At 46.3% G+C, this 20596-nt stretch carries 21 protein-coding genes; 7 read left to right on the top strand and 14 right to left on the bottom strand.

What is annotated here, in order from left to right:
- Nucleotides 1–2: 2 nt before the first annotated feature.
- Nucleotides 3–1058: an efflux RND transporter periplasmic adaptor subunit gene (locus tag JAO78_RS02935; RefSeq protein WP_226749848.1), complete on the bottom strand. Its 1056-nt coding sequence runs from the start codon at nucleotides 1056–1058 to the stop codon at nucleotides 3–5.
- A gap of 220 nt (nucleotides 1059–1278) precedes the next feature.
- On the opposite strand from JAO78_RS02935, the gene JAO78_RS02940 reads away from it, so the two are divergent.
- The 4 genes from JAO78_RS02940 to JAO78_RS02955 all read left to right on the top strand — a co-directional run bounded on the left by JAO78_RS02940 (nucleotide 1279) and on the right by JAO78_RS02955 (nucleotide 4960).
- Complete coding sequence (locus JAO78_RS02940; protein ID WP_226749849.1) at nucleotides 1279–1944, top strand: DUF2982 domain-containing protein; 666 nt, start codon at nucleotides 1279–1281, stop codon at nucleotides 1942–1944.
- A gap of 58 nt (nucleotides 1945–2002) precedes the next feature.
- Nucleotides 2003–2338 carry a hypothetical protein gene (locus JAO78_RS02945; RefSeq protein ID WP_226749850.1) on the top strand — a complete coding sequence of 112 codons (336 nt, stop codon included), beginning with the start codon at nucleotides 2003–2005 and terminating at the stop codon, nucleotides 2336–2338.
- A 108-nt stretch (nucleotides 2339–2446) separates the two neighbouring features.
- Nucleotides 2447–4096 (top strand): flagellar assembly protein A, encoded by a 1650-nt coding sequence (locus JAO78_RS02950; protein ID WP_226749851.1) that lies wholly within the window; start codon nucleotides 2447–2449, stop codon nucleotides 4094–4096.
- A gap of 165 nt (nucleotides 4097–4261) precedes the next feature.
- Nucleotides 4262–4960, top strand: coding sequence for a DUF2884 family protein (locus JAO78_RS02955; protein WP_226749852.1), 699 nt, complete (start codon nucleotides 4262–4264; stop codon nucleotides 4958–4960).
- Nucleotides 4961–5006: 46 nt separating this feature from the next.
- Here the strand turns inward: JAO78_RS02955 and JAO78_RS02960 are convergent, their stop codons facing one another.
- The 11 genes from JAO78_RS02960 to JAO78_RS03010 all read right to left on the bottom strand — a co-directional run bounded on the left by JAO78_RS02960 (nucleotide 5007) and on the right by JAO78_RS03010 (nucleotide 15693).
- Nucleotides 5007–6059, bottom strand: a complete 1053-nt coding sequence (locus tag JAO78_RS02960) for a succinylglutamate desuccinylase/aspartoacylase family protein (protein ID WP_226749853.1) — start codon at nucleotides 6057–6059, stop codon at nucleotides 5007–5009.
- The gene (rimK, locus tag JAO78_RS02965) at nucleotides 6059–6976 is read right to left on the bottom strand and encodes a 30S ribosomal protein S6--L-glutamate ligase (protein ID WP_226749854.1); all 918 of its coding nucleotides are present in this window, start codon (nucleotides 6974–6976) and stop codon (nucleotides 6059–6061) included. The genes JAO78_RS02960 and rimK overlap by 1 nt, the downstream gene beginning before the upstream one ends.
- An 88-nt stretch (nucleotides 6977–7064) precedes the next feature.
- Nucleotides 7065–8414, bottom strand: a complete 1350-nt coding sequence (gene mgtE / locus JAO78_RS02970) for a magnesium transporter (protein WP_226749855.1) — start codon at nucleotides 8412–8414, stop codon at nucleotides 7065–7067.
- A 12-nt stretch (nucleotides 8415–8426) separates the two neighbouring features.
- A complete protein-coding gene (locus JAO78_RS02975; protein WP_226749856.1) occupies nucleotides 8427–9389 on the bottom strand; it encodes a magnesium transporter CorA family protein in 963 nt (320 codons plus the stop codon).
- Between the two features lie 80 nt (nucleotides 9390–9469).
- Nucleotides 9470–11329 carry a DUF885 domain-containing protein gene (locus tag JAO78_RS02980; RefSeq protein WP_226749857.1) on the bottom strand — a complete coding sequence of 620 codons (1860 nt, stop codon included), beginning with the start codon at nucleotides 11327–11329 and terminating at the stop codon, nucleotides 9470–9472.
- Between the two features lie 24 nt (nucleotides 11330–11353).
- A complete protein-coding gene (hemW, locus tag JAO78_RS02985; RefSeq protein ID WP_226749858.1) occupies nucleotides 11354–12496 on the bottom strand; it encodes a radical SAM family heme chaperone HemW in 1143 nt (380 codons plus the stop codon).
- Nucleotides 12493–13107, bottom strand: coding sequence for an RdgB/HAM1 family non-canonical purine NTP pyrophosphatase (gene rdgB, locus JAO78_RS02990; RefSeq protein ID WP_226749859.1), 615 nt, complete (start codon nucleotides 13105–13107; stop codon nucleotides 12493–12495). The genes hemW and rdgB overlap by 4 nt, the downstream gene beginning before the upstream one ends.
- Nucleotides 13108–13116: 9 nt before the next feature.
- Complete coding sequence (locus JAO78_RS02995; RefSeq protein WP_226749860.1) at nucleotides 13117–13557, bottom strand: DUF4426 domain-containing protein; 441 nt, start codon at nucleotides 13555–13557, stop codon at nucleotides 13117–13119.
- Between the two features lie 71 nt (nucleotides 13558–13628).
- Entirely contained in the window at nucleotides 13629–14168 is a 540-nt protein-coding gene (locus JAO78_RS03000) for a YggT family protein (RefSeq protein ID WP_226749861.1), read from the bottom strand.
- A gap of 18 nt (nucleotides 14169–14186) precedes the next feature.
- A complete protein-coding gene (proC, locus tag JAO78_RS03005; protein ID WP_226749963.1) occupies nucleotides 14187–15002 on the bottom strand; it encodes a pyrroline-5-carboxylate reductase in 816 nt (271 codons plus the stop codon).
- Complete coding sequence (locus tag JAO78_RS03010) at nucleotides 14995–15693, bottom strand: YggS family pyridoxal phosphate-dependent enzyme (protein WP_226749964.1); 699 nt, start codon at nucleotides 15691–15693, stop codon at nucleotides 14995–14997. The genes proC and JAO78_RS03010 overlap by 8 nt, the downstream gene beginning before the upstream one ends.
- A gap of 30 nt (nucleotides 15694–15723) precedes the next feature.
- Between JAO78_RS03010 and JAO78_RS03015 the strand changes: the two genes are divergently transcribed.
- Genes JAO78_RS03015 through JAO78_RS03025 form a run of 3 tightly spaced genes read left to right on the top strand, consistent with a single transcriptional unit; the run spans nucleotide 15724 to nucleotide 18336 of the window.
- Complete coding sequence (locus JAO78_RS03015) at nucleotides 15724–16767, top strand: type IV pilus twitching motility protein PilT (RefSeq protein ID WP_226749862.1); 1044 nt, start codon at nucleotides 15724–15726, stop codon at nucleotides 16765–16767.
- Nucleotides 16768–16778: 11 nt separating this feature from the next.
- A complete protein-coding gene (locus JAO78_RS03020) occupies nucleotides 16779–17897 on the top strand; it encodes a PilT/PilU family type 4a pilus ATPase (RefSeq protein WP_226749863.1) in 1119 nt (372 codons plus the stop codon).
- Between the two features lie 13 nt (nucleotides 17898–17910).
- On the top strand, nucleotides 17911–18336 hold the full coding sequence (locus tag JAO78_RS03025; RefSeq protein WP_226749864.1) for a CBS domain-containing protein: 426 nt from the start codon (nucleotides 17911–17913) through the stop codon (nucleotides 18334–18336).
- 40 nt (nucleotides 18337–18376) lie between these two features.
- On the opposite strand, the gene JAO78_RS03030 is transcribed toward JAO78_RS03025, so the two are convergent.
- Together JAO78_RS03030 and JAO78_RS03035 are read right to left on the bottom strand one after the other, a co-directional pair.
- Complete coding sequence (locus JAO78_RS03030; RefSeq protein ID WP_226749865.1) at nucleotides 18377–19081, bottom strand: lytic transglycosylase domain-containing protein; 705 nt, start codon at nucleotides 19079–19081, stop codon at nucleotides 18377–18379.
- Between the two features lie 18 nt (nucleotides 19082–19099).
- On the bottom strand, nucleotides 19100–20377 hold the full coding sequence (locus JAO78_RS03035; RefSeq protein ID WP_226749866.1) for a DUF3422 domain-containing protein: 1278 nt from the start codon (nucleotides 20375–20377) through the stop codon (nucleotides 19100–19102).
- Between the last annotated feature and the right edge of the window lie 219 nt (nucleotides 20378–20596).

The raw sequence follows: 20596 nt of genomic DNA on the forward strand, positions 1-20596 counted from the left end.
CCTTAACCTCCAACTTTATTGATGGTAATGCCGTTGCGAACCTTTTGTACGCCTTCAACAATCACTTCATCGCCTTCTCGTAACCCAGACAAGATCTCTACCCAACCTGGAATGCGTTGGCCAATTTCGATTTCTTTTTGCATCAATTTGTTATCCGCATCGACCACATAGACATATTGCCGGTTTTGCTGGGGTACTAAGGCTTTTTCAGAAATACGCAGTACTTCACGGTTTTCAAGTTGCAAACGTACAGACAATAACATCCCTGGGCGCAGTTTTAAGCTTGCGTTGTCAATTTCACCATGCACGGTTACCGAGCGCGTGACCGGATCTAAACGCGTATCAATGGCCGAGACTTTGCCGCTGAAGGTTTCGTCCTGATAAGCTACGTTAGTCACAGTTAAGGGCATACCAAGAGCCACTTCTGAAAGATAGCGTTCTGCAACACTAAATTGCACGCGTAGCGTTTGCATATCATCAAGGCTAGTAATCACAGTGCCAGCATTGATGTAAGCCCCTTGGCTAACTTGGCGTAAACCTAAAAAACCGCTGAAAGGCGCACGGATGGTCATATCGTTCAGCTGCTTGCTGGCGATGTCCAGTTGCGCTTGTGTGCTGTTTACGCGGCTTTGTTGTTCATCCAGCATCGATTGGGCGGTGGCTTGGGTTTTGGCTAAGTTCTTCAAACGATCCAACTGCCGAGATTGTTCTACTAACACGGCTTTTAACTCCGCCACACGGGCTTTTTGCTGAATGTCACTGAGTTTGGCAATGATTTCGCCTTTATTAACTTTTTTGCCTTCACTGACGTTGAGTTCTATTAAGAATTCGCTACTTGGCGCAATGAGTTGAATGGAGTTGTTGGCAATACCGGTGCCTATGGCGCCGACTTCGCGACTCATTTCATGTCTTTCAACCTGGGCCGTTTTAACCGAAACCGCGCCGCTAGGTCCACGTCCGCTGTCTTGAACTTGTCCGGATTGCCAGAACAAAAAGCCAACAAAACACAGTAATGCTAACAAAATGAACCATATTAATCGTGAATGTAATTGCGCCAAGGGAACTCCGGAACGTTAAGAAAAATCATCTTGGCTATTGTATGGAATTATCGACCGGTCAGATTCCCTATTATCGCAATCTGACTACACTTGGTCGTATCAGAACGATGTTTCGGAAAATCTCAACCGTTATTGTGGCTGAAATATAGTTTTAGCTGGCTTAAACCAAACAAACACTGGCAGACTATAAAGCAAAGAATACGGGAAAGGGGAGAGCATAATGAGCAAATTATCGCTTGCTGGTTCAGCCAGCAGTGGCGGAGCCAAACTGTTGCTGCTAAGTATTGGCACATTGTTTGTGCTTTTTATCTATACCTTATTATTGGCGGAACAATTTAATTGGTTGCTAGCGGTGGCGTATATAGCCAGTTTTATGGGGATTTTTATTGCTTGGGCAAAATTAGCAGAGCCCAAATACAGTATCGATTGTGATGAACTGGGCGTGCATTATCATCATCGTGCCGGCAGCTGGCTGTTGCCATGGCAAGCCTTTAGTTACAGTGCTGTGCCAAGTATTAGCGGCGAAGATTTGGCATTTATTGGTTTTAAAGTAACAGATTACGATGCGGTGTTAGCAAAACTGCCGTTACGTTTAGCCGTGAAAATTATGACTGAGCAACGGCCTATTTTTTTAGAAGCCATCAAACAAAGTTGTAGTATTGGCCAGTGCGCGACTGAGTTACTGCGTGAAAAAGATCATTTTACTACTAGCAAGCAGCATTATGATGGTGTTAAAGCGATTTTTGCCCAACGCATGCAGCGTATTACGGCGGCTTGTGGCTTTGAATTGTTAGTGCCTGTTAATGCAGAACCTGCTACTGTGCGCAAATGGTGTCAGGATATTAATCGGTTACGACTGCAACAACTGCATCCTGATGATAACTAGACACTTGTGCCGTGGTGTATAATAATACAACCATATAAAGTTAGCTGGCAGGGTTAAAATGAGCAGTTATGACAAAGCATTTTTGGTGAGTGGCCGTAACACCATTATTCATAAAAACAAGAAGTTGGATTTGATTATCATCAATGATGATAACAACCCAACGCTGATCGTCACTCGTCATGGCGTTAAGGTGTTTGAAGATGAAGTGCCAGACAGTCGCTTAGAAGCTAAAGAGCAGTACATGGAGTTGGTTGATGTTTCCAGTGTTGATGTATTTGGTGAAACAAAAACATTGTTGTTTATTCAAGCGTTAAATAACAAAGAATATAAAGTTGATTACACCAAAAAAGACACCGATATGTTTATTCGTTTACACCAGGATAATTATATCTAAAGCGCTCCATTACACCCTGAAACCCTGCTTTATCCAGGGTTAATGTTATTGTTAGAGCGTGTCATGGTTCCTTTTGCTTTACCTTTAACCTGAGATAACGGGTTACTTATGCAATTTACTGAGCACAAACTTAAAATAATAATAAAAGTGCCGGTGTCTGCTACTGCTATCAGTGCTGAACTGATCCGCAAAGCATTAATAGACGCAGGTTATGGCCGTTGTTTTGTGCTGCAAGCACAAATCGACGCCTTGCTAGCCGAATACGCTCCCTTGTGTAAACAAGTAGAAAAACAGACTTTGCCTGAAAATAGTGAAGAGCTGGTTTATCCAGTTGCTGAAAAACGCCCAGCAACAGTGAGCTTTCAATTATCTGAAGACAAAATGTCAGCTATAGCGACCGTTACTGCGGCTTATGGCGGCGCGCCATTGGCTGCCAATGCATTGGTAAAAGCGGCGCAAGAGGCTGGTATTGTCTTTGGCTTTCAAAAAGAACAGATTATACAATTAATCCAAACCAGCAGTCAGGCTGAGCCTGGTGTTCAGCTACAGGCAGAAATTGCTACCGGCAGACTGGCTAAGAATGGTTTGGATTCCCGTTTTGACCCATTAATTCCTGACATGGTGGTAAGACGTAAGCGACCACAGGTCGATTCAATTCATAAAGTGGACTTGCGTGATTTTGGTAGTGTCCCTTCTGTTGTTGCCGGCGATCCTTTGATGCGCCGCTTACCCCCCACGCTAGGTGAGGCGGGCTATACGGTGACCGGAGAAAAAATGCCGGCTGAACCTGGTAAGGTTATCGAGTGGCAATTTGGCAGTGGCGTAGCGCTAAGTAGCAATGACCCCAACCTATTGCTGGCAAAACAAGATGGCTTACCTCGCTCAATTGAACATGGTGCGACCGTAGATGACGTTTTTAATACTTCACAAGTCGATTTAGGATCTGGTCATATCATTTTTAAAGGATCAGTGGTGATCACCGGTAACGTTTCTGCTGGAATGAAAGTGCTGGCAGGTGGCAATGTTTATATCAAAGGTGTTGTTGAAGGAGAATTGATCGAAGCCGGTGGTGATGTGGTGATTGATGGTTCTATTATTGGTCATCAAATCAGCGAAGGCGATCAGCATTTTACAACGGTTGTTAAAGCTAAAGGCGATATTCATTGCGCGTTAGCACAGTACTCTGAATTAAATTGTCAGGGGGCACTCTTCGCCAGTAAATACTTAATGCACTGCAAGGTCGAAGCTAAAACAGTATTGGCAGGTAGTGAGGATAAAATTAACGGCAAAATTGTCGGGGGGCATTATCTGCTGGCAAATGGTCTTAGCTGCGGTCAGCTCGGCTCGCCGTCGAATAGTCCGGTGATGATCCAATTGAACCGTTTAATTACGCCTTTATTGGAACAACAACGTTTACTTCGAGAGCAGTTAGTATTGAGTCGACATGAGCTTGAAGAGTGCAAAGCACAAATTGAGCAACTGCGTAAAGCGTCCGCCGGTAAAGGTGATCCGCAATTACAAATGTTTGAATTGGATTTTCAGCAACAACGAGAGTTGGTTAAAGCCTTGATCACTGAAGTAAAAGCTCTTGAAGAGCAGCGCCAAAACATTTTGCAAACATTAGAAATTAAGGTTACGCAGCAGTTATTTTCTGCCGTTGAAGTGCAGTTTGGACCACAGAGTGTGCGTACCCGACGTGAGCATAGCCCTTCTCGAATTAAGATCAGTGAGGGGCGTCCGCTGATTGAACCTTTGTAACATAGCTGCAATGCGACCAGCTGGAGCTACTTTGCGTTATTAGGTCGTGTAAATTGTCTGTTTTTTTTCTATGCTATACATCAATTCAATAACTGAGCTTTTGCGGTGCCTTTACTTTTCGTTTTGCTGTTATTATTTTGTTTTCCGGCTGCAGCCAATTGTAATATGGCATTTCGTTATGGCGTATTAATCTCGCCTGAGCATATTCGAATGATGCAAAACAATCGTACGCATGTGCAAATCAATCATGATCAGCAATTGTTTGTGCGCGGTGAGTTGCAAACACTCAGTGAAGAAGAACAGCGCTTACTGCAGCAATATGCCGAAGGTTTACGTAAGTTCGTGCCTGAGATTGTCAGCTTAGCCGTCGATGGTGTTGAAGTGGGGTTATCCAGTATCGAAGCCATGTTAGCTGGCGTGGGTAGTCAATCTCAGCAAGACGAGTGGCGCGCGCTGATCCGTGAAACTACCTTTCAATTTTTATCGCGTTTTGTACGCAGTGGGGACCACTTTTATCTGGCGCCGCAAAGCTTGAACGAGTTAGACAACTTTCTTAATCGTGAACTCAAACCGCAGTTAACCAGCCTAGCGCGGCGCACTGTCGGTGCTGTGTGGGGCGCATTGCGCGATGCGTTACGTCAATCAGATAACAACTTTGAGCGGGCGGAAACTCAAGATTGGCAGTCTGTGAATCAATTGATGGAAAAGATCACCTTGGGTATGGACGAAAAAATGGTCGAGCTTGAAGCGAAATCAGCCTTGTTTTGCCAACGCATGCGCGAGCTGGACCATATTGAATCAAAACTGCAAAAGCGTATTGCCAGCCTTGCGCAGTTTGATGTGGTGGTTGAAAAGCCCGAATAGCTGTGTGCTTTAGACGGACTATTTACCTCTGGCGCTGTCATGGCGCTTATACCACGCCGTACTCATCTTGCAGCGATACCGGCATCGAGTTATCGACTTCATCACTGATTGCATCCAGCGTCTTTTCCGCTTCTTCCAATGAGCTGACTTCGGCAATATGAAACAATGCCTCACCTTCATTGACTAGCGGTAAGTTATTGCGGCCAATTACCACTCCCGCTAAGGTGGCGTGAATAGCTACTTCAAAATCAGAGTAGGGTGAGTATATATGAGCCAGTAAATCACCTTGCTGTACCGTTTGTCCTAGGCTGACATAGTAGCGGGCGATACCATCGTGCTCAGCTCTCACCCAGCTACTTTTTTTAGTAAACAGTGAGTCTGTTTTTTTGCCGCGTTTTAAGCGACTCAGCATACCGAGATCTTGCATCACGTTAACAATGCCACGCACGCCGATTTTAATCGATTGCTCGTCGAAGCGCAGTGCTTCACCCGCTTCATATAACAAAATGGGAATGCCCATATTATTGGCCGTGCCGCGCATGGTGCCATCACGTGTAGCGGCTTTGACGATAATCGGTGCGTTAAAGCTCTCTGCCATGCGCAGCGCCATTTTATCTTTGGCGCTGGCGCGAACTTGTGGCAGGTTTGCCCGATGGATGGCCCCCGTGTGCAAATCGATTGCATGGCTGCACTTTGACAACACTTGATTGGTAAATTGGAATGCCATGCGGCTACCCAGCGAGCCTTTTTCGCTGCCAGGGAAACTGCGATTAAGATCGCGCCGATCGGGCAGGTAACGTGATTGCTGCACAAAGCCATAGGTGTTGACGATTGGCACGACGATTAAGGTGCCTTTGAGTCGACTTAACCTTGGCAGTTTAAGCAAACGTCGACAGATCTCGACCCCGTTTATTTCATCACCATGCAGGGCCGCCGTGATTAACAACACTGGCCCATCTTGGCGGCCATGCACCACATGCGCGCCGATATTCAGTTCTGTGTGGGTATAAAGCTTACCAAAAGGAATATCCACAACCGCGCGTTCACCTGCAGCGATATAGGTATTAGCCAGCATAAAAGGGGGACGAGTTGTACTCATTAGCCGGTGCCTTTGGTTTTTAATGGTTTTTTGCTTTGATGGCTTGCAACCTTTTTCTCTAGATAGCGAATGATCATGCCGGCGACATCTTTTTCGGTGGTGGTTTCGATGCCTTCTAACCCCGGTGAGCTATTGACTTCCATGACCACTGGACCATGATTAGAGCGCAGTAAATCAACACCCGCTACATCTAAACCCATGGTTTGCGCTGCCGCCAAGGCGGTTTTACGCTCTTCTGGCGTAAGGGTGATCTTAGTGGCACTGCCGCCGCGATGTAAGTTTGAACGAAACTCGCCGGCTTTAGCTTGGCGTTTCATCGAGGCCACGATTTTATCGCCCACCACGAAACAGCGTATATCGGCACCGTTCGCTTCGCGAATGTATTCTTGTACCAGGATATGCGCATTTAAGCCCATAAAGGCATCAATCACGCTTTCTGCCGCGGTGCGGGTTTCGGCTAACACCACGCCAATACCTTGGGTACCCTCTAACAGTTTAATGACCAGCGGGGCTCCGCCGACCATATCAATTAAATCGGGAATATCACCGGGCTTATCCGCAAAGCCCGTGATCGGTAAACCAATACCTTGGCGTGCTAATAATTGTAATGAGCGTAATTTATCGCGAGCGCGACCGATGGCGACTGATTCATTTAGCGAGTACACGCCCATCATCTCAAATTGGCGCAGTACTGCGGTGCCATAAAAGGTAATTGAAGCACCAATGCGTGGGATAACCGCGTCAAAGCGCTCGAGCACATCACCTTTGTAGTGAATCGAGGAATTACTGCGGTTAATGTTCATATAACACATTAACGGGTCGAGCACTCTGACCTCATGGCCAGCGTGAGTAGCGGCTTCTACCAATCGTTTGGTGGAATACAGCTCAGCGTTACGCGACAAAATCGCTATCTTCATAAAGGCTCCTGCCTGCTCGCCAGGTTGGCGCAGACACTAAACACCAGGGGGCTGACAATCGGTCGATTGTCAGGAATTAGGCAAGCTATTATGCCAGTAAAAATAGCGAACCCAGCCCCAGGAATGCAAAAAAACCGACGACATCGGTCACGGTGGTCAAAATAACTGAACCCGATAAGGCCGGATCAATTTCCAGTTTATCTAACCAGCGAGGAATAAAGACACCGCAGATGGCCGCAATAATAATATTAATAATAATCGCCACACCAATGATGCCGCCAATCAGCCAACTACCAAACCAAAAGAAGGTGATCACCGCGATGACGATTGACCAAAGCAAGCCATTTAATGCCGCAACACCAATCTCTTTGCGCAACAGCGCAACATAGGTTTGTTCAGTAATTTGTTCTAGCGCCAAACCGCGGATCATCAGCGTAAGCGTTTGACTGCCCGCAATGCCGCCCATACTGGCGACAATAGGCATCAGCACGGCTAAGGCGACCACTTCTTGTAATGTCGCCTCAAATAAACCGATAGTCCAAGCAGCTAAAAATGCGGTAAGTAAATTAATACCGAGCCACACCGCGCGGCGTTTGGCACTAATGAAGACCGGTGCAAATAAATCTTCTTCTTCATCTAAACCGGCGGTGTGCATGAATTGGCTTTCTAAGCTGCGCCTCACATTTTCTAATGCTTCACCAATAGATAAGCGGCCCAATAATTTACCCTCGGCAGAGACGACCGCTAGAGCGGTATACCCAGAGCGAGAGACCATATCTGAGCCTTGGTCTAAATCTAACTGGCCATCAACGACCGGGGCCTCATCATCAATAAAGCTTTCAATCGGCAAATGGCTACCGCGACCCAGCAAGCGACTAGCGGAGACTTGTCCGGCATAGCGGCCGGTGCGGTCAATCACAAATAAGGTTTCTTGGTATTCAGCGTCTTCTGGCAGACTTTGAAACAGCCGAATGGCATCACGCACACGCGCATTTTTATTTAAGATCAGTAAGTCATGATCGGCATAACGACCACACTGATCTTCATCATAGGTTAAAGCGATCTCAAGCCAACGGCGTTGACTGGCGTCCAGGCGTGAGCAGGCGTAATCGTAAAGGCGAGGGGGCAATTCTTCCAATAACTCAAGTAAATCATCAACTTCCATTTCCTCAACGAGGGTACGCAGTTGTTGATCATCGAGTTGTTTGAAAATGTTCTCTCGCGCATCGACCCGCATATGGGTTAAGGCACTAACTTGATCTTCTGCCGCTAAGCCTAGCCAACAGTTTAACCGCTGCTCTAGCGGCATAGACTCTAACGCTAATGCCAGCTCAGACGGTTCTAATTCAGTTAACCGAGTCAGCAGCTGATTTAATTCGTCTTCATCGAAACTGTCACGGACAATTTCTTCAATATCAAGATGTTGGCTCTCTACCATACAGACTCCTTGTTACCACCAATTCTTGAACTTAAACCAGATTAGACTACCCAGCCCGACAAAAAACATCACGATTAAAGCAATAAAATAACCATTTTTGTACATTAATTCTGGCATATTAGCAAAATTCATCCCATAAATGCCGGCAATAAAGGTTAAGGGAATAAAAATCGTGCTGACCATGGTTAATACTTTCATGCGTTCGTTAATTTGATGCGACGTTGTCGACATATAACCATCCACTAAATCGCTTAGCTGATCATAATACATGTCGGTCATGGAGTGCAGTCGTTCAAATTTCTCATAAAAGTCACGCACATCGGTGCTAAGAAACATTTTACTCATTGGATGCAGTTCTTCGTAACTGGCTTCGGCAAAAATATCTTTTTGGTAAGCCAAGTTGCGACTGACTTTGCGTAATACCGATCGGTAGCGCATCATGGTCGACATCAGTTCATCGTCACCTTTTTGCAGCATAACATCTTCGAGCTCACTTAATTCGTCCTCAAAAATCAGCAGCTTTCCTAAGTAGCTGGCCGATACGGCAAGGATAACTTGCTTAACCCAATCGCTGACGGTGGCATTTTTTTTCTCTGCTAATTGCGGTTGTAATTGGCTGGCGAGTAAAGGATCGTGACATTGAATTTTACTGATCAGAATATCGCGAGAAAATAACACATTAACCTGTGCGCTTTCGGTCAACTCACTAAAGTCGGGATCGGCATAACCCCTTAAAATTAGTAAAGAAAAGTCGTCTTGGGCTTCAAACTTAGGCGGGTGACGCTGACGTGTAAAATCTTCTAACATGGTCGGCGCAATCGCCAATTTCTGCATGACATGCAGCTCTTCTTCACTACTCGCCTCAGATAAATCGATCCAGATCGGGCTGGTAAATTGAAAGCCATCAGATAAGGCTTTTAACTTTCGTTGTTGCCAAGTAGTCGATTCGTGATCAAAAAAATATAATGTAATCATGCAGGACCTTATTGGTTTTTGTTTTTAATTCTGCCCAACACATCAAGGCGTGTTGGGCAGTGGGGTCCAGAGGGTTGGCCTTAGCTGGCGTTTGGCGTGCTGCGCTCGCGGATATAGTCGTTGACTAATTGCTCAAGCACATCCAACGGCACGGCACCATTGGCAAGAACCACTTGATGGAACTCACGAATATCAAACTGCTCGCCCAATTGCTCTTTCGCGTGCTGGCGTAATTCTAGCAGTTTCATCATGCCGACTTTATAAGCGGTGGCTTGACCTGGCATCACAATATAACGCTCAATAGCTTTGATCGCATCGTTTTCAGGGTTCGGTGTGTTATCCATTAAATACTGGATGGCTTGTTCACGTGTCCAGCCTTTAGCATGAATACCGGTATCAACCACTAACCGTGCTGCGCGCCATAACTCCATCGCTAAGCGGCCAAAATCTGAATAGGGATCTTGATAGAGCCCAATTTCTTTTGGCACCAGTTCAGAGTATAGACCCCAACCTTCAATATAGGCAGTGAAGCCACCAAAACGGCGAAACTTAGGGATACCTTCTAGCTCTTGCGCTATCGCCAATTGCATATGGTGCCCCGGAATGCCCTCGTGATAGGCCAGCGCTTCCATCTGATAAATGGGCATACTGCTCATTTGATACAAGTTGGCGTAATAGATACCTGGGCGCGAGCCGTCCATTGATGGCCGCTGATAAAAAGCTTTACCGGCACTGGCTTCGCGAAACGGCTCAACCGCTTTGACAATCATCGGTGCCTTAGGCTGCACGATAAACAGCTCATCCAGCCGGGTGCGCATATTATCAATAAGTGCAGTGGCTTCGGCTAAATAAGCGGCTTTACCCTCTGCGGTTTCAGGGTAATAGAATTGCGGCGCTTCGCGCATAAACACAAAAAACTCGGCTAAGTTACCCGCAAAGCCGACTTGCTGCATGATGGCCTGCATTTCTTTATGAATGCGAGCGACATCATCTAAGCCTAATTGATGGATGGTAGCGGCATCCATATCCGTGGTAGTCATACGGTTTAAACGATTTTGATAAAACGCCGCGCCTTTCTCAAAACGCCACACCCCATCATCGGTACCGGCTAATTTTTCTAGCTCGCCTAGATAACTGATTAACTGCTGATAAGCCGGGCCAACACTGGTTAAAAGCGCAACCTTCGCTTCATCTAACAGCAGTTTTTGTTCTGCAGCTGGCAAATTTAACGCGGTGACCTTGCTGGTAAAGTCGCTCAGAAGGGTGCTATCACCTTCCTCAGTAAAAGGGGCGCCCTGTAACAAATTTTCGCTAGCGCTTTTTAAGTGCGGAAAAACAAACTTTGGCACAATAATGCCAACATCAGCGCGCTGTTTTAATTGTTTTTTTAACTGCTCGAATAATTTGGGCACGGCATTTAACCGAGCGATATAGGCTTTTGCATCACTGATATCACTGATTTTATGCTGATTAATCAACACCGAGGGCACTTGTGAGTGCACGCCATACATCTGATTAACGGGGTAGCTGTATAAACGCCACTCTGCATCGGTCAGCATATCTTGTAATTGCTGCTGCATTAACTGATAACTTAGGCGGGTTTGTGCATCTAATTCAGCAGGGTCGATGGTGGCTAACAATAAAAGATGTTCACGCGTTTGCACTAATTCTGCGGCGAAGGCACTGTCGCTCAGATCTTGCCACTTGTCATAATCATCTTTGATGCCCAAGCTGGTTTGTAAAATTGGGCTACGCTGCACACGTTCATTAAAAATGCGTTCAAAGAGTTGATTGGCGCGCTCATTCACATCTACTTGCTGCTGTTGCGAAGCGGGCTCGCTGACATTCGTTTCCGCGGGTTTTGGGCCGCAACCGCTAACTAAGGCGGCAGATAACAGCAGTGGCAATAAAGCCAGAGTATATTTAGGTTTTTTCTGCATTGTGCTTCCTTTATCTTGTCGCATCTAAATAAATAGGGTCAGTAAATCGTTTAGGTAACGTGCCCCTAAAGGCGTGATTTGCCAATGCCCCGGTATTTCGCGCAGCAAACCTTTGTTAATGGCGGTGGTGATTGGCTGCGTGATATAGCTTAAGGGTAAGCCAGTATAGGCCGTAAAGTCGGCCATAGGACAAGGCTCAAGCAAGCGGAAGCGATTCATAAAAAATTCGAAGGGGCGATCCTCCGGCTCCACTTGCTGGCGCTCATCCAGATAGCTACGGCTTAAATCCATATAGCCTTTTGGATGTTTTACTTTAACCGTGCGCAAAATACTGTTGCGGCTGGGTAAGGTAATCTTGCCATGTGCACCACAACCAATACCAAGATAATCGCCATAGCGCCAGTAATTCAAGTTATGTTGACACTGATGACCTGTTTTACTGTAAGCCGAGGTTTCATATTGCTGATAACCCGCCGCGCTTAATAAAGCCAGACCCTGTTGCTGAATATCCCAAAGGATATCGTCATCAGGTAAGGTCGGGGGTTTTGAAGCAAAAGCGGTATTCGGTTCAATGGTCAGCTGATACCAAGATAAATGTGGTGGTTGTAATGCAATGGCTTGGGCTAAATCATCTAACGCAGCAGCGACGGTTTGCCCCGGCAGACCATGCATTAAATCTAGGTTATAACTTTTTAGCGGTAAGGTTGCGGCTAGCTTTGCCGCGCGACACGCTTCGTCAGCATTATGAATACGCCCCAGCGCGCTTAATTGTGCCGCTTGAAACGTTTGTACACCAATCGAGAAGCGCGTAACACCCGCTGCGACATAACCGGCGAAACGTTCCGCTTCAAAAGTCCCAGGATTAGCTTCCATCGTTACTTCAAGTTCGGGTTGCGCGGGCATACGGCTTAACACACCGTCGAGGATCTGCTTGATGCCGTCAGCACTAAACACGCTCGGTGTGCCACCACCAATAAAAATACTGTGCAAAGGCCGTTGCCGTACTAGGTGTAGATCTTCATCTAAGTCATTGAGTAAATGTGCGATATATTCTTGCTCAGGAATGCCTTGTTTCACAGCATGCGAATTAAAGTCGCAGTAGGGACATTTTTGAATACACCAAGGAATATGGATATACAGTGCTAAAGGCGGTAATTGCAAACTCAAGTTGCCGCCTTATTACTTTGCGCCAATGACATTAACTTTACCAGTTGCTGCAAGGCCTGTGCTCGATGGCTCCGTTGCTTTTTTTGGTCAGGGCTCAGCTCTGCTGCGGTTTTATTTAAGTCGGCCAGATAAAAAATGGGATCATAACCAAAGCCACCCTCACCGCGAGCAGCTAAGGCAATTTCACCTTGCCACTGACCATGACAGACAAGTGGCGTTGGATCAGCTGCATGGCTTAAATACACCAACACACAATGAAAGGTTGCTTGACGTTGCGCTGGCGGGACATCAGTTAAAGCGCTGAGCAATTTCTCACAGTTTTGCTGATCGCTCGCCCCCTGACCGGCATAACGTGCCGAGTATATCCCCGGTGCGCCGGCTAAGGCTGCAACAGCTAAGCCGGAGTCATCGGCGATGGCCGGTAGGCCGGTGATGGCCGCAGCATGCCGGGCTTTTAAAATGGCGTTTTCAATAAAGGTTAAACCAGTTTCGTCAGCATCACTCACGCCCAAGCTACTTTGCGTGACCACGTCTAACGAAAAAGGGGCGAGCATTGCGGCTAACTCTGCCACCTTGCCTTTATTTCCGGTCGCCAATACCACTTTGTTCATGCCTAAGCCTTATTCTGTATAAAGTTTTTGTTCGAAATTCAGTTGCTGACGGGTATTACCTTGGCGAATGTCGAGGCTAAAACGAAACTGCTCTTCATTACGAAAAGGCATGACAGCGATATAATAGATGGCTGCACCGTCTTTAATTTCACGAAAGGTTAAACTGCGCTGTTGCCCTAATAAATTTCGGGCTATGCCGCTAATAATCACGGCTTGTGCTTGCTGAGTTTGCGTATCCAGTACCGAAATATTTATGATCGCGTTGTTTTTATTGCGGCTTAGATTAGCGGCTCTGGCCACTTCTGGTGTCAGAAACGTCGAGTTAAAAGCAATATAGTGAATATCCCAATCGCCTAACTGTTTTTTTTGTTCAGCTTGTAATGTACCTGCAAACAAAAAACTGCTTAGCATAAGCAGATACAGTAAGTAGTGCGTTGTGCGTTGTTGCATCTTGATAACTCCGCTTTAGGTGAGAAATGCGCCGCCATTCGACGGCCTTAAAAACCGTTTGAGTACCGTGCTTATAAACCGCGGAACCAGCCCGCGAACAGTAACTCAATAAATTTCAGCGCGACTAGGGCAATCAACACCGATAAATCTAAGCCGCCCATCGGCGGTAAGATGCGACGGATCGGCGAGAGCATCGGCTCGGTTAATTGCTGAAACACTTGTTCCATCGGGTTACGGCCTTGACTAACCCAGCTCATAATGGCGCGGATCAATAAGATCCAGAAAATTAAGCTGAGGATCTCTTTCATTAACAGCAAGCCGCCTAAAATAAAGCTTGGGCCAATTTGTAACGACACAGAAAACAATAACTGCAACACAATAAACTTGGTTGTTGCAAGTAAATATGCGATTAATAAGGTGGCGGTGTCGAGTTTACCAATACTGGGGATCACCCGGCGCAAAGGCAGTACAACGGGGTTGGTGGCTTTTACCACAAACTGGCTAAACGGATTATAAAAATCGGCTCTAACCAGCTGTAACCAAAAGCGAATTAACATCAGCATAATGGCGAGTGTAAAAGCGGTATGCACTAAAAACTGTATTGCTTCCATTTGAGTTTCTCCGCTAACTTAAATACTTTTGGCCATGGCTTGTGCCCGATCAATCGCTGCTTGCATTGCTTTTGCCACCATCTCTTCTAAACCGTTATTTGCAAAGGTGCTGACAGCTTCGTGCGTAGTACCGCCTTTCGACGTTACTTGGGCGCGCAGTTGTGCAAAACTTAAATCACTTTGCAGCGCCATTGTTGCGGCTCCCAAGGCGGTTTGTGCCACCATGGCTTTTGCTTGTTCGGCACTAAACCCCAATTGTTCGGCTTTTTGTTGCATCGATTGCATAAAGTAAAAAAAGTAAGCCGGTGAGCTGCCGGTTACGGCAATAATATGATTAATTTCGTGTTCTTCATTTAACCATACTGTCATGCCTGTGCCTTGAAACATATGATCAACAAAGGCTTTTTCATAGTTTGAACAACGGCTTGGGAACAAGCCGGTAACACCGAGTGCAACCAACGATGGCGTATTAGGCATAGCGCGAACTAACTTAATGTTGCCTAACCAATTTTCATAATGTGCTACCGGTAAACCTGCGGCCAGCGTTACGAACATTTTGTCCTGGCACTGCGGAGCTTGCTCAAGCAGTGCGCTGCAAACGTCTTGCATCATTTGCGGTTTTACCGCCAGCACGATAACGTCTGCCCAGTCGGCCGCGGCCGCATTATCTAAGGTGGTGGCAATACCGTAATCTTTTGCCAGCTCGGTTAATTTTGGTTGGCTACGATTAGCCGCCATAATATTCTCTGCTGGATAGCCAGCTTTAACCATGGCTGCGATAACACAGCGCGCCATATTACCAGCGCCTATAAACGCCACCCGATTGTCATTCATGTTTTTCATAATTCCTTGCGCCAAAAATTGCGGTGCCTAATCTTATCATAGTTGCACCGTATGGTAGAGCCAGTGGCCAGTCATTCGACATACCCATGGATAATTCAGTCGCCGCCGGATAATGTGCTTGTAGCTGCATGGATAACGCCTGCATCGCCGCAAAGTCGGCTGTTACCTTGTGCTCATCGCCAGGTGCTGGAATAGCCATTAAACCTCGTAAAGTGATGCGAGGTAATGCATTAACACTGGCCGCCAGTGCCAGCATCTCTGTGGCCGCAATACCGGATTTACTGGCTTCATCGCTGATATTGATCTGCAATAACACCTGTAAGTCGGCGGAATCAGCAGGTCGTTGCTCGCTAAGGCGCTGAGCAATTTTTAAACGATCGATGCTATGCACCCAGCTGGCATACTGCGCAATAATCCGCGTTTTATTAGACTGAATGGGGCCGATGAAATGCCATTGCAAGTCTGGTAAATGTGCCAGCGCTTCAGCCTTGGTGGCCAGTTCTTGTGGGTAATTCTCTCCAAACAGACGTTGACCTGCCTCGTAGGCGGCCAGTACGGCTGTATCAGGTTGCGTTTTGCTCACGGCGATTAATTGCACGGGCTGGCGCGATTCTGGTAATTGTTCACAATTTTTCGCTAGCTTCTGATAGGCGAGGGCAAGTTGTTCTGCTATGTTATTCATCATAAATAAGTAAATTGGAGTTTCCTAAACGTGGATATTACCGAATTATTAGCTTTTAGTGTTGAACATAAAGCATCAGACTTACACCTTTCTGCGGGTGTACCGCCGTTGATCCGTGTCGATGGCGATGTACGCAAACTGAATATTCCGCCGTTAACGCACAAAGAAGTGCATGCGTTAGTGTATGAGATTATGACCGATAAGCAACGTAAGGAATACGAAGAGCGGTTAGAATCGGATTTTTCGTTCGACGTGCCTAACCTTGCTCGCTTTCGGGTTAACGCCTTTGTACAAAACCGCGGTGCGGCTGCGGTATTTCGAACCATCCCCAGTGACGTATTAACGTTAGATGATCTCGGCGCACCGGATATCTTTAAATCGATATCAGAAAACCCCCGTGGTTTGGTGCTAGTGACGGGGCCCACAGGTTCGGGGAAAAGTACCACCTTGGCGGCGATGATCGATTACATCAACACCACGCGCTTTGATCACATCTTAACCATTGAAGATCCCATTGAATTTGTGCACACCAATAAATTTAGTTTGATCAACCAACGTGAAGTGCATCGTGATACGCACAGTTTTAGCAATGCGTTACGCTCTGCCTTGCGTGAAGATCCGGATGTAATTCTGGTGGGTGAATTACGTGACTTAGAAACTATTCGTTTAGCCATGACCGCCGCTGAAACCGGTCACTTGGTGTTTGGTACCTTGCACACCACCTCCGCGCCGAAAACCATTGACCGGATCATCGATGTGTTCCCAGGCGAAGAGAAAGCCATGATGCGTTCGATGTTATCGGAGTCTTTGCGAGCGGTTATTTCACAAACCTTATTGAAAAAGGTCGGTGGTGGTCGTATTGCTGCGCACGAAATTATGGTTGGTTTACCGGCTATCCGTAATTTGATCCGCGAAGATAAAATTGCTCAAATGTATTCGGTCATTCAAACCGGTGCGGCACATGGCATGCAAACCATGGATCAATGTCTGATTAACTTGGTAAACCGTGGTTTAGTGTCGCAAAAAGATGCGGCAGCGAAAGCGCAAGATAAAAATACCTTTAGCAGAATGTAATCGGGGTTTATATGCAGCTGGTTGATTATCAGAAAAAAATGGTTGAGTTAAAAGCCTCGGATTTATTTATCACCGCAGGTATGCCGGTGGCGGCAAAAATTAACGGCGAATTACAGCCGATTGATGATCAACGCTTATCAGAAGTCGATTCGTTAAATTTAGTGTTGTCGGCGATGAGTGAAAAACAGCAGCACGAGTTCAATACCACCAAAGAATGTAACTTTGCGATTGCCAATGATGCGGGGCGTTTCCGTGTTTCCGCCTTTTGGCAACGTGACAAAGCCGGTATGGTGATGCGGCGCATCGTGACCACCATTCCGAATGTTGACGATCTGGGTTTACCACCGATTTTAAAAGAAATCATCATGTCCAAACGCGGCTTAGTGCTGTTTGTGGGTGGAACGGGTACTGGTAAGTCGACGTCTTTGGCGGCATTAATTGGTTACCGAAACAAAAACTCGAAAGGGCATATTCTGACTATTGAAGATCCCATCGAGTTTGTGCACGAGCATGGCCGCAGTATGATTACCCAGCGTGAAGTCGGCTTGGATACTGATACTTTTGACTCAGCACTAAAAAGCTCATTACGCCAAGCTCCTGATGTGATTTTGATTGGTGAAATTCGCTCACAAGACACCATGGAGTTTGCACTGTCTTTCGCCGAAACCGGGCACTTATGTATCGCCACCTTGCACGCGAACAATGCCAACCAAGCGATTGACCGCATCATGCATCTCGTACCAAAAGAGATGCACAGTAAGTTGCTATTTGACTTATCACTGAATTTACGCGGTATTGTGGCGCAGCAATTAATTCCTACCTCCGACGGTAAGGGGCGTGTTGCCGCCATTGAAGTGTTACTCAATTCTCCGTTTATTGCCGATTTAATCAGTAAAGGGCAAATTGCCGAGATTAAAACGGTGATGGCAAAGTCACGCGAGTTAGGCATGCAAACCTTTGACCAAGCGCTGTATGATCTGTACAAGGCCGATGTGATCAGCTATACCGATGCGATACATCATGCCGATTCTCCCAATGACTTACGTTTAATGATTAAACTGCGTAATAATGAAGTTAAAGGTTCAGGTTTCTTGTCCGGAGTCACCCTAGACGGCATGGATAAAGAATAGGCGCCAACAAATTATGGGTTTAAGTTCGATCATGACTCCTCGCAGCAAACTGGTAACCACTCAAGGTGATGCCAGTTTATCTTCGCTGCGTAACGTTTTTAAACAGTCGCATTTTCAGCATGTGCCGGTTGTCGATAGCAGCGATAAAGTGGTAGGTATTGTCTCAGTAAAAGATTATTTTAAAGAGGTCAGCCCGCTTATCGACTCGGCTAGCGAAACAACGCTAGGCTTGTTTATGCGCACGCGAAAGGTGCATCAAGTGATGGTCTCGCCGGTGATTACTGTACCCTTGGATACCAGTATTCGAGTTATCGCGGCTATGTTAATCGAGCATAATATCAGTTGTATTTTAGTTACCGACAATCAACAGCACCTGCTAGGCTTGTTATCATGGAAGGATATAATGAAAGCCGCTTTGTTAGCCAAACCTAAAAGTTAAGCGTCTTTGGTCAATTATGACTTAATGTTGTCCACCAAATTTAATCTGCGGCATAACGGCGGCGTAAAATCTGCACCCGCTCAATGTAAGCCTGAGTTTCTGCAAAAGGTGGAATGCCATTATAGCGTTTTACGTTGCCTGGCCCCGCGTTATAAGCCGCTAACGCTAAGGTAAGATCGCCTTGATAGTCTTTTAACAACTGCCCTAAATATTGACTGCCAGCACGAATGTTTTGTTCGGGCTCATAGCCATTTAAGACCTGAAATTGCTGCATTGTGGCGGGCATCAGTTGCATGAGTCCCATTGCTCCTTTTGCGGAAATAGCGTTGGGATTAAATGCCGACTCGGCGTGGATCACCGCCCGGATTAGAGCCGTTTCTAGTTGATGCTCAGCTGCCGCCTGATTAATTAACCGTGCAAAACGTTGTTTAAATAACGGTGTTTTTTGCCAGTCAATGCTGGAGTTAGGGGCACAAGCAAAGCAATCAAAGCGCAATAATTCAAAAGCTTGGCCAACAGGGCGTTGATCTGAAAATCGTGCGCTGCCATCGGGCAGCATGGTTTTATAAACTAACACCTTGGGTGTATTAGCGCTGCTGGCAGTCGGTTGCGGTAAAGGTGCACTATTAGGCGTTAGTTTAATCGTCGTTTTCGGCTCGGTGATACGGTCTGTCGCCGCGAGCAGGGCGCTAAAGATTAAACAAATACTACTTACGCTTAGTGTGGCCCATCGCACGCTTGGCATTACCGGAGATCCTTGCTGTCAGGTTTGGCGTTTAACGCGGTGGGATAACCATTTTAATACTACCGCGACCATTAAAATGATAACGGGAACGCTAATGCTTTGCCAGAGCGCTATCGGTAATTCGGGTAGCCAATAGCTTAATGAGCGCAATAACTTATCGGCTAATTGCACCGCATAATAGCTAATCGCCACTAATGACAAGCCTTCGACCATTTGCTGCAATTTTAATTGCAGTTTTGCTTTTTGTTCCATCGAAAGCAGCAATTGCTGATTTTGCTGAGCTAATTTTAAACTCATCCGGGTGCGTAGTAGCTCAATTGAGCGGCCTAACCGGTTTGACAAGCTATTTTGCCGCAGTTGCACCGATGCGCTGGTTCGATAAGCCGGGGTTAAACGGCGTTCGGTAAAATCCTGTAGCGATAGCTTATCGTCAATACTAGTTTCGTCTAAAGCTTTTAGTCGATCCAAGGTTAATTGATAATAAGCGGCGGTGGCTTCTAATCGAGAACTGTTTTCGGCAATTAAGCGCTCTGTTCCTGCCGCAAGCTGACTGATCTGATCCAGTAACTGTTCATCATTATCGCGTTCTAGTTCAATACGTTGAGTCAGCGAAGCTAAATTTTGCTCTAAGCTATTGAGTTGCTGCAAACTTTGTCTTGAGACCGGCCAACCGAGTAGCGATAATTTTCGATAATTTCCTAAATCAAATAATTGCTGCACTAAACGGCCTAATGCCGCAGCAGAGAGCCCTTGATCCAGCAGCAGCATGCGACCGGCACCTTCAGCATGTTTTTGAAAATCTGTCCATATTTTGGCTTTGCCTGCAGCTAATAAGCTGTTTATACAATTCTCGGCATTAAACAAGCGCGCCACTTGTTGTGCCGCTAAGGGTTGTTTAGCATCAATGATCGTCAGTTGTACAATCCGAAAAATTTGCCCTGGGATGTGATCAAACCAATCACGTGAGGGCAAAAAATCTAATGGATCATCAAACCATGGCTTTTCGGCGTCAGCACGAATAAATGTATAACTGGAAAACTCACCATGTCGTTCCCAGCGCAGCCATTGGCCATACAGTGATAAGGTAAGATCTTGTGCTGCTTCGGTTAATTGGCTGCCTTGCTGTGCAGCCAATTGCTGCATACATTGAAACTCTAGGGCGCGTGACGCGGGGGCTAAGGTCAGCATAAAATGACACAGTCTACAGGGGGCCGTTAAAGGCGGAAACGTGCGCTGTTGTAATTCTTTATCCAATAAATCGCGAAGAGGATGGCTGCGACGGGATAGATTTTCCATAATTCACCTCATGATTGCAGGCCTAGGTCGTTCACTCAGGCGGAAGGTCTAAACACGATTATTGCAGGTTGTATGCCAGTGTGAAGCGTAACAATTTGCGAGTGTAAGATGCTGAAATGAATAAAGTTTGAAAATTACATCAGGCTCAGGCCGTTAAAACTGCTAAAATTTGTGCTTGAAATGAAAGCAGTTGCCTAGTTTCAGTGCAAATAATGTATA

Source organism: Alishewanella maricola (assembly GCF_016343785.1).
Classification (GTDB): domain Bacteria; phylum Pseudomonadota; class Gammaproteobacteria; order Enterobacterales; family Alteromonadaceae; genus Alishewanella; species Alishewanella maricola.